We start from the raw sequence: 7,666 nt of genomic DNA, 5'->3' as shown, positions 1-7,666 counted from the left end.
TTTACGGTGAATAATGGAGGCAGCTACTACACAGGTCCAATTACTGAAGGAAACCATATTACCAATAAAACCTATGTAGACCAGGCAACAGCAGCATCCAGAACAGAGGTTGAACAAGGGAAAAATATTACTGTTATTTCAAGCACTGGCGTAGATGGGCAAAATATATACACTGTTGCGACAGCCGATGAGGTTGATTTTAATAAGGTTACAGTTGGTGATACCACAATTTCAACGGATGGTATTGTTATTGCCAATGGGCCAAGCTTAACGAAAGATGGTATTAGTGCAGGCGATAAAAAAGTAACTGATGTTGCGGAGGGAATTATTAGTGCAGATTCTAAAGATGCGATCAATGGTAGTCAGCTTTTTGGCTTTGCTAATAACTTGACTCAACTGTTTGGCGGTAATGCTCTTTATAGTAATAACCAGATTAACTGGAGCAATATTGGTGGCACTGGACAGAATAACATTGATGATGCAATTAAATATGTAAATGATCAGGTTGCAAATGCAAACCAAGGTTGGAATGTAAGTACTGATTCAGGTTCGAATGCGACAAGCACAGTAAAACCAGGTCAAACAGTGAATATTAATGGTAGCTCTGATAATGGTGTATTAGTAACGAATTCTGGTAATAACATTAAAGTGAGTTTGGCTGATCAGATTAAAATTGGTACAGGAGATAAAGCGGTTTCAATTGATGGCAATATTGGAACAATTCAGGTTGGAGATGTTCATATTGATGGTGAAAAAGGCAATATTTCGGCTGGAAAAGTTACTGTTAATGGCGAAGCTGGTACAGTTAATGGATTAACAAATACGACTTGGAATCCTAACAATATTGTTTCTGGGCAAGCTGCTACTGAAGATCAATTAAAACAAGTTGCTCAAAATGCAAATGCAGCTGCAACAGCTGCTAAAACAACTGTATCGTCTGGGGAGAATATTACTGTTTCAAGTACTAAAAATGCTGATGGTAGTACGAATTATCAAGTGGCAACCAATAAAGATGTTAAGTTTGATACCGTTACTTCTGGTTCGGTTACCACAAATAAAGTTTCTGTAGGAAATATTACTATTGATCAAACGGGTATAAATGCTGGTGGCAGTAAAGTTACAAATGTAGCGGATGGCACAATTAACTCTACATCGAAAGATGCGATTAATGGGTCTCAGTTACATGCGAGCAACACCAATATTTATAACTACTTAGGTGGTGGTGCCAATTATGAAACCAATACAGGCCCTACTTATAATGTGGGTGGAGGCTCTTACAATAATGTGGGAGATGCACTGAATTCTTTAGATCAACAAGTCGCTAATGTAAGTAATCAATTAGAACAAGCATTCTATACAACGAATAAACGTATCGATGATTTAGAAGATCATGCCAATGGAGGTATTGCTCAAGCAATGGCAACTGCTGGATTACCACAAGCTTACATTCCAGGTAAAAGTATGATGGCAATCAGCGGTGGTACGTACCGAGGTGAATCTGGTTACGCAATAGGTATATCATCGATTTCAGATAATGGAAAATGGGTTTTTAAAATGTCTGGCAGTGGTAATTCTCGTGGTGATTTTGGAGGAACTGTAGGCGCAGGTATCCAATGGTAAGCCTTTAGTGATTATTAGATACATTGAATATTTCAGTGTGTCTAATATAAAGACTACTTAAATTTAAATTATCGAATACAAAATTTATACGGGAATTAAGATATGAAAAATTTATTTATTATGTGTTTAGCAGTGGGAATTTTTAGTGGATGTTCAACTGGTACGTTAATTACAAAAGAGGGGACGACTGACAATCCTAAATGGCATAAAGCTAATGATGTTATTTTTAATAAGGAGTTAGGAACATTTCCAAATTTACAAAGCTTAAGCCAAATTCGTTCAGGTATGACAAAAGATCAGTTATATGAACTAATTGGACGACCACAATATGATGATGGGTGGAGACCAAGAGAATGGAATTATTTATTTCACTTTAATACACCTGGCAAAGGTGAAAATGGTATAACCACTTGCCAATATAAGGTTTTATTTGATCAAAATATGATTGCAAGCAGTTTCTATTGGAATCCGATTCATCCTGAGAATGCTGCTTGTCCTCCATCATTCAATCCACCAAAGAAAGAAGAGCCTAAACAGCAAGTATCAATCAAACGTTATACACTAGGTGCAGATGCATTATTTGCTTTTGATAAAAGTGATCTGAATCATATAAATCTAAAAGGAAGAGAGGATTTAGATCGTTTGGTTACAGAACTTCATAAATTTAATGAAATTAGAACAATTCGGATTTTGGGATATACAGATTACTTAGGACAGGAGGCTTATAACTTAACTTTATCTCAAAAAAGAGCAGAAACGATAAAACAATATTTTTTGAATAGTCAAATCAATGCCCAAGTTCTTATTGCGCAAGGTCTAGGCGAGCAGGATCCTGTAAAACACTGTGCAGATGGTCTTTCAAGAAATCTATTAGTGAAATGCCTAGAGCCCAACAGGCGTGTAGTAATAGATGTTGATGGTATCATTGAGTAAAATTTCATATATTATTTCTATAAAAGGCTTATTCAGATTGAATCAAGAATAAGCCTATTTTTTTCATAATTAAATTTTCAAATTGTTATTGATAATCAAAATATTTTTTTGATATAAATTTTTGTTTTTATTTAAAATTTTATAATAATTTGCTTTCTTTGAATATTGGTTCTTTTATCTTTTTAGATATATCTTAGTTTCATAAGAAACTTAATTGTTCCCTTTTTAACATCAACACAGCTTGTAGAGAATGAACAAAGTGTACGAAGTAATTCGTTAGTTTATAAAAAAAAGCCTACATTTTTTTAAAAAAAAGCCTACAATTTATTAGGCTGAAAAAGTATAATTTTATTAAATTAAAATGATTTTTAACTTTCTAACTACTATTGAATTGGGGAAGTCTATTTCATCTCACACTGGAGTATGCATGGGTAAAGAGACATCGGCTTTGGTAACTTCTAAAGACATGATGTTGTCTCATGACACTGAAACGACATTAGAACATGCTATCAGTATTATGCCTGAGTTAGTTCGTTGGCTTATTAAAACTGGTATTGGTTACAATGAGTTTTCAACTGCACTAAAGTCGGTATTTTATAATGAAGCCATTAAAGAGCTAGACGCTATCAAACAAAAAAAGACAGACTCTGCTGTTAGCTTATTATCTGGTTTAGGGCGACGTGATGTCAGAAGTTTTTGTCAGACCTATGGTGAATATAGATTAATTAATCAGTTTAATCAGCAATTACCTATTAGTGTACCTGCTCGTGTAATAGGTTTGTGGATAGGCCAAAAACTGCCAACCCAAATTCCTTTTAATGGGGAGGAACCAAGTTTTGAGGGTTTGGTTAAGCAGATATCTTCTGAAAAGCATCCAAAATCAATATTACTCGAACTTAAACGATTGGGGTTAGTCATAGAAGAAAATGATCAAATTATTTTGCAGAATTCCAGTTTTACTCCAGATCCACACATGGATGAAAGTAAGCAACTATTTACTCAAAATATTTCAGATCATCTTGCAGCCGGAATTAGTAATCTAACGCAAAAAACCAATTTTTTAGAACAAGCTATTTTTGCAGACGAGTTAAGTCCTGAATCTGTAGAAAAGCTTAAAAAATTAAGTCTTGATATGTGGAATTTGATGTCTAAGGCTGTACTTTCTTCGGCAATAGAATATTGTAAAAATGATGAAAGATCGACTGATGCGAATAAACAGTTTCGTCTGGGTATTTTCCAATATGATAAATAAATATTGACTCACTCTCGACTTTTAAATTTATTTTTCCATCCAATTTTTTTTAAGCCTCTCCAAAGAATAGAATATGAGACTTTATAACCAAATCTATGTTCAAAAGGGTCTATTAATTCTCTGATTTTAGAGAAGGGTGTAGATTTTACAAAATCTTCAAAGCTTTTTAAGTCATAAATAGAAAAGGGTCTACCAGTACGAGTAAGTGGTAGTGGTTTTAAATCTTGTGTTGTTTCTTCAAGAGCAATCCATTCATCCAGTGTTGATCTGGCAATCTTAAACTGTTTACAGACTTTTGTCTTATGTTGCGTTTGTTTGTAAGCAGCCATTACATTCTGGCGAAAGTCTAAAGAATACGCACGCATAGAATTTAACTCATTTCCCTAGTGTCAAATGTTTAATAAAAACCTACTGTTTGAGCTATCGTAATTTTTTCTATTCAAATGTTACAGTCCTATCTCCTTTACGTAGAGTCACTCAAAGGAAATGTACCATTATTTAAAAAATATGTACATATTGCACATATTATTATTTTTTTTAAATTTTAACTTCCCTTTATATAATTTTTTTTATAAAAAATGATTTAATTGCACATTTTTGTTTGTCAAAAAGTATGTTTATTGTTAAATTATATTAGCTTTTAATAAGAGAGGAGTTCCAGACATCATCCAATTGTAAAAGAATATATTTATTTCTGAATGCCTAGATTATTGTTAGCTAATTGAATTTTATAAAATTTAAATTTTATAGTGATTGAATAATACCAAGTATTTAAGTTTCCTATAAAATATTTCATGAAAAAAACAGGTTTAAAGGAATTTTCTGTTTTTAGTTCTTACAACGTTTATTGAGATAACTCATATGCCTCATTCGCGTCTTACATTACCATTAGTATCTGTAGGTTTGTTTATGCTCTCGGGTTGTACTGGAGAGGACGGCGGATTTAATGTTGGAGTGACTTTAGGGGGGACTGGCACAGGTGAAATGACGGTTGGCACCGAAAACCCTGTTACTAATCCTCGACCAAATCCAGGTTCTAATCAAATGGAAGATGATGGTGAGTATGCTGTTGCTTATCCAAATCCTGTAACACAATATTGTGGCGGTGTAGAGCGAACAATTCAATTTGTTAGACACTATGCTCCATTTATCCCTATGAAAATGGGGGATCGGATGGATCTTTTGGGAATAAATAGTGGATTGAAGGTAAGGTATAAATTACAAGTCATTGTGAAAAATACGACATCAGAACCGATCTATGAGTACATCAACAGTTGTAAAGCTGCTATACAATTAACGGGTTCTAAAACAGAAAAAGAAACAGAAACAAATTATTGTTTAAATGATGAAACTGTTAATACTTATCAACCCAATGAAGAAAAAACATATTACTATACTTTTAATTTACCTAATATCTTGCAGAATTGGACTGCAAGTTATACTTCACAATATTCTAAACAATTATATCCAACAATGTACGATGATGATAATGAGAGCCTAAGAACTCATTGTGCTGCGCTAAGTACAATATTATTAATGGATGATTATCCATCAAGTAAAGATGGAGCTCCTCCACAAACATCTGAACAAGAAAATGGTTCTAACTCGTCGGAAGGAAACTCAAACAATGATGATAGTACGACAGAAGAGCCCCCAATCTTCGGTGGGTTTGATTTATAAGTTTAAATTTAAAGTAGACTAAATTTAACTTAATTTTTTCTTTCAAACCGCTCTTCATCTAAGCCATCTACTTCAGTATGGCTTTTTTTATCTCTTATTCTCTTATAGAAATTATTTACTTTATCCGCATAAGACGCTACTGAGCTTAAAGTCACGCAGTCACAAATTTTCTATGTTAAAAATGCACATAATTAGTTGTAGATAAAAAATAACAATTTTTTATTAAAAAAATAAATTAAAAAAAATATTAAATATTAAATATTTAAATTTGTAAGAGAATTTTTTTGAAACTATTTTCATTTTTAATATAAAAAGCATAGTTTGAAATAAAATAAAAATGTGTAAAATGCACATAAATCATGATGTGAATTTGATAACTTCACTTTGCATATATGAGAACTGCTTCACAAATATAGAGATAACAATGGTTTTTACTTTTAACGTTTAGGGAATGCTATATGTATAAATTGCGATTGTTAGTAATAGCTGTGTCAATTGGACTGTCTGCCTGTGCAGCCAACAATTATTCCCAGCCTACAGGTTTACGGTTTCAAGAAGGGGGCAACGATAAGACTCAAGTAATAAACGTAAAACGAGATGATAAATTATGTGCAGAAGATGCTCCGGAAAAGCAAAACTGTCCTATTAATTTCTATATAGACAACATTCAATCGGGTAGCTTCTATATTAATAATGCAGCGCAGTACCGTTTGAAGCCTGAAATTTACAATTTCAAAGTTAAAAATTGTACTTCTCAAGAGTGTCAATCATGTGATGTAGACCTTCAAACCAATCAGTTATCCGACAATAATTTGACCCTTTCCATAGATAAGAATGGCAAACCTTATATTTTAAATAATGGAAAAGAACTTGTTTGCTCAAAAAAAGAAGAAACTCCAACTATTGAACACACTTCAGTAATCCAATTATCAGCAGATACTTTATTCAAATTTGATGGTTCTACACTTAATGACTTGCTGCCAAAAGGGCGTCAAGAAGTAATGGATTTAGCTTCTAAAATTTCGCATGGATATGTTTCGGTAAGTGCAATTAAGTTGATTGGTCATACAGACCGATTAGGCAATCACAATTATAACCAAAAGCTGGCGCAAAGCCGGGCGGATACAGTACGGAATCTTCTAATCCAAAATGGGGTGGCTGATAGCGTTATCAGTACAGCAAGCATGGGAGAAACTCAACCTGTAACTGATGGATGTCCTAACGCTAAATCACAAGAAGCCTTAAAAGCCTGCTTGCAACCAGATCGTCGTGTAACTGTCGAAATTACTGGGATTTCTAAGTAATTACCAATTTATGGAATAAGAATTTTAGGTGAAATATGACTAATTTTATTGTAATAGAAAAAGATTCATTAGAGAAATCAATAGTTAATTCCAATCAGATTACTTTAACAGAAGCATCAATCGTTCATACGAAAATGCATCGTGACGATGTTGAGGAATTTATCCGTGACGGTAATAACTTATTACTTAAATTGAAAAATGGAGAAGTAATAGTTATTGAAAATTTCTTTACTGCTTATGATGAAGTAATTTCTGATTTAGTATTTGAAGAAGATGGATGTGTTCTTTATTGGTTTGATGGGGTTTCTGACTTTAAAGATATTCCTGGGTTAGAAGTATTACTACCAGAAGCAGGGAGTCAACTTGTTAGCCTTTTACCTTGGTTAGCTGGTCTGGGTGCTGTTGGGGGTGTAATTGCTGCCACCCATAATGATGATGATAATTCACCAAGTACACCTAATGGTACGAATAGTATCCAAGTTGCAAGTAGTGGGCTTATAACGGGTAAGACTGAAAATATTCCTGATGGTAGTAAAGTGAATGTTACCATTACGGGTGAAGATAAAGATGGCAATTTAATTAGCCGGGAAATTGAAACTACTGTTAATCCTGATGGTAGCTATACAGTAGAAGTGCCAAATGACTTTGCTGATGGGGATTTGAAGGTAGAGTCTGAGGTTGTAGATCAAAATGGTAATGTTGTAAAAGCTGAAGACAATCTGTCAGGTCAAGACGGTCTAGACCGGGTTGATGGCACCATTACAGTTGATGTGGATAACCAAGGTCATATCACAGGCGGTACCACAGATGTTGCACCGGGTAGTGAAGTGATCTTGACGATTACCGGTCAAGACCAGGCAGGTAATCCACTTGAGCA

Annotated in this window: 7 protein-coding genes; 6 read left to right on the top strand and 1 reads right to left on the bottom strand. The window is 33.9% G+C overall.

Translation table 11 applies throughout. The features are described 5' to 3' along the window. The 3 genes from MKL33_RS00035 to MKL33_RS00025 form a co-directional block, all read left to right on the top strand. Window positions 1–1,620: YadA-like family protein (locus tag MKL33_RS00035; protein WP_270906251.1), on the top strand; the 1,620-nt coding region annotated here is incomplete at its 5' end. Between the two features lie 102 nt (window positions 1,621–1,722). After that, the gene (locus tag MKL33_RS00030; protein WP_130173298.1) at window positions 1,723–2,553 is read left to right on the top strand and encodes an OmpA family protein; all 831 of its coding nucleotides are present in this window, start codon (window positions 1,723–1,725) and stop codon (window positions 2,551–2,553) included. A 427-nt stretch (window positions 2,554–2,980) separates the two neighbouring features. Beyond that, entirely contained in the window at window positions 2,981–3,805 is an 825-nt protein-coding gene (locus MKL33_RS00025) for a DUF6502 family protein (protein WP_130119571.1), read from the top strand. Window positions 3,806–3,813: 8 nt separating this feature from the next. Here the strand turns inward: MKL33_RS00025 and MKL33_RS00020 are convergent, their stop codons facing one another. Continuing rightward, on the bottom strand, window positions 3,814–4,170 hold the full coding sequence (locus MKL33_RS00020) for an IS630 transposase-related protein (protein WP_130119572.1): 357 nt from the start codon (window positions 4,168–4,170) through the stop codon (window positions 3,814–3,816). 496 nt (window positions 4,171–4,666) lie between these two features. Between MKL33_RS00020 and MKL33_RS00015 the strand changes: the two genes are divergently transcribed. From MKL33_RS00015 to MKL33_RS00005, 3 genes are all read left to right on the top strand, one after another. Beyond that, complete coding sequence (locus MKL33_RS00015) at window positions 4,667–5,485, top strand: hypothetical protein (RefSeq protein WP_001120776.1); 819 nt, start codon at window positions 4,667–4,669, stop codon at window positions 5,483–5,485. A 458-nt stretch (window positions 5,486–5,943) separates the two neighbouring features. Beyond that, window positions 5,944–6,789 (top strand): OmpA family protein, encoded by an 846-nt coding sequence (locus MKL33_RS00010; RefSeq protein WP_130119573.1) that lies wholly within the window; start codon window positions 5,944–5,946, stop codon window positions 6,787–6,789. A gap of 35 nt (window positions 6,790–6,824) precedes the next feature. Then, a partial coding sequence (locus tag MKL33_RS00005; protein WP_270906250.1) for a BapA/Bap/LapF family prefix-like domain-containing protein occupies window positions 6,825–7,666 on the top strand: 842 nt, incomplete at its 3' end.

Source organism: Acinetobacter sp. AOR43_HL, assembly GCF_027854635.1.
GTDB classification, from domain to species: Bacteria; Pseudomonadota; Gammaproteobacteria; order Pseudomonadales; family Moraxellaceae; genus Acinetobacter; species Acinetobacter pittii.
This window is presented reverse-complemented; position numbering and strand designations above follow the sequence as displayed.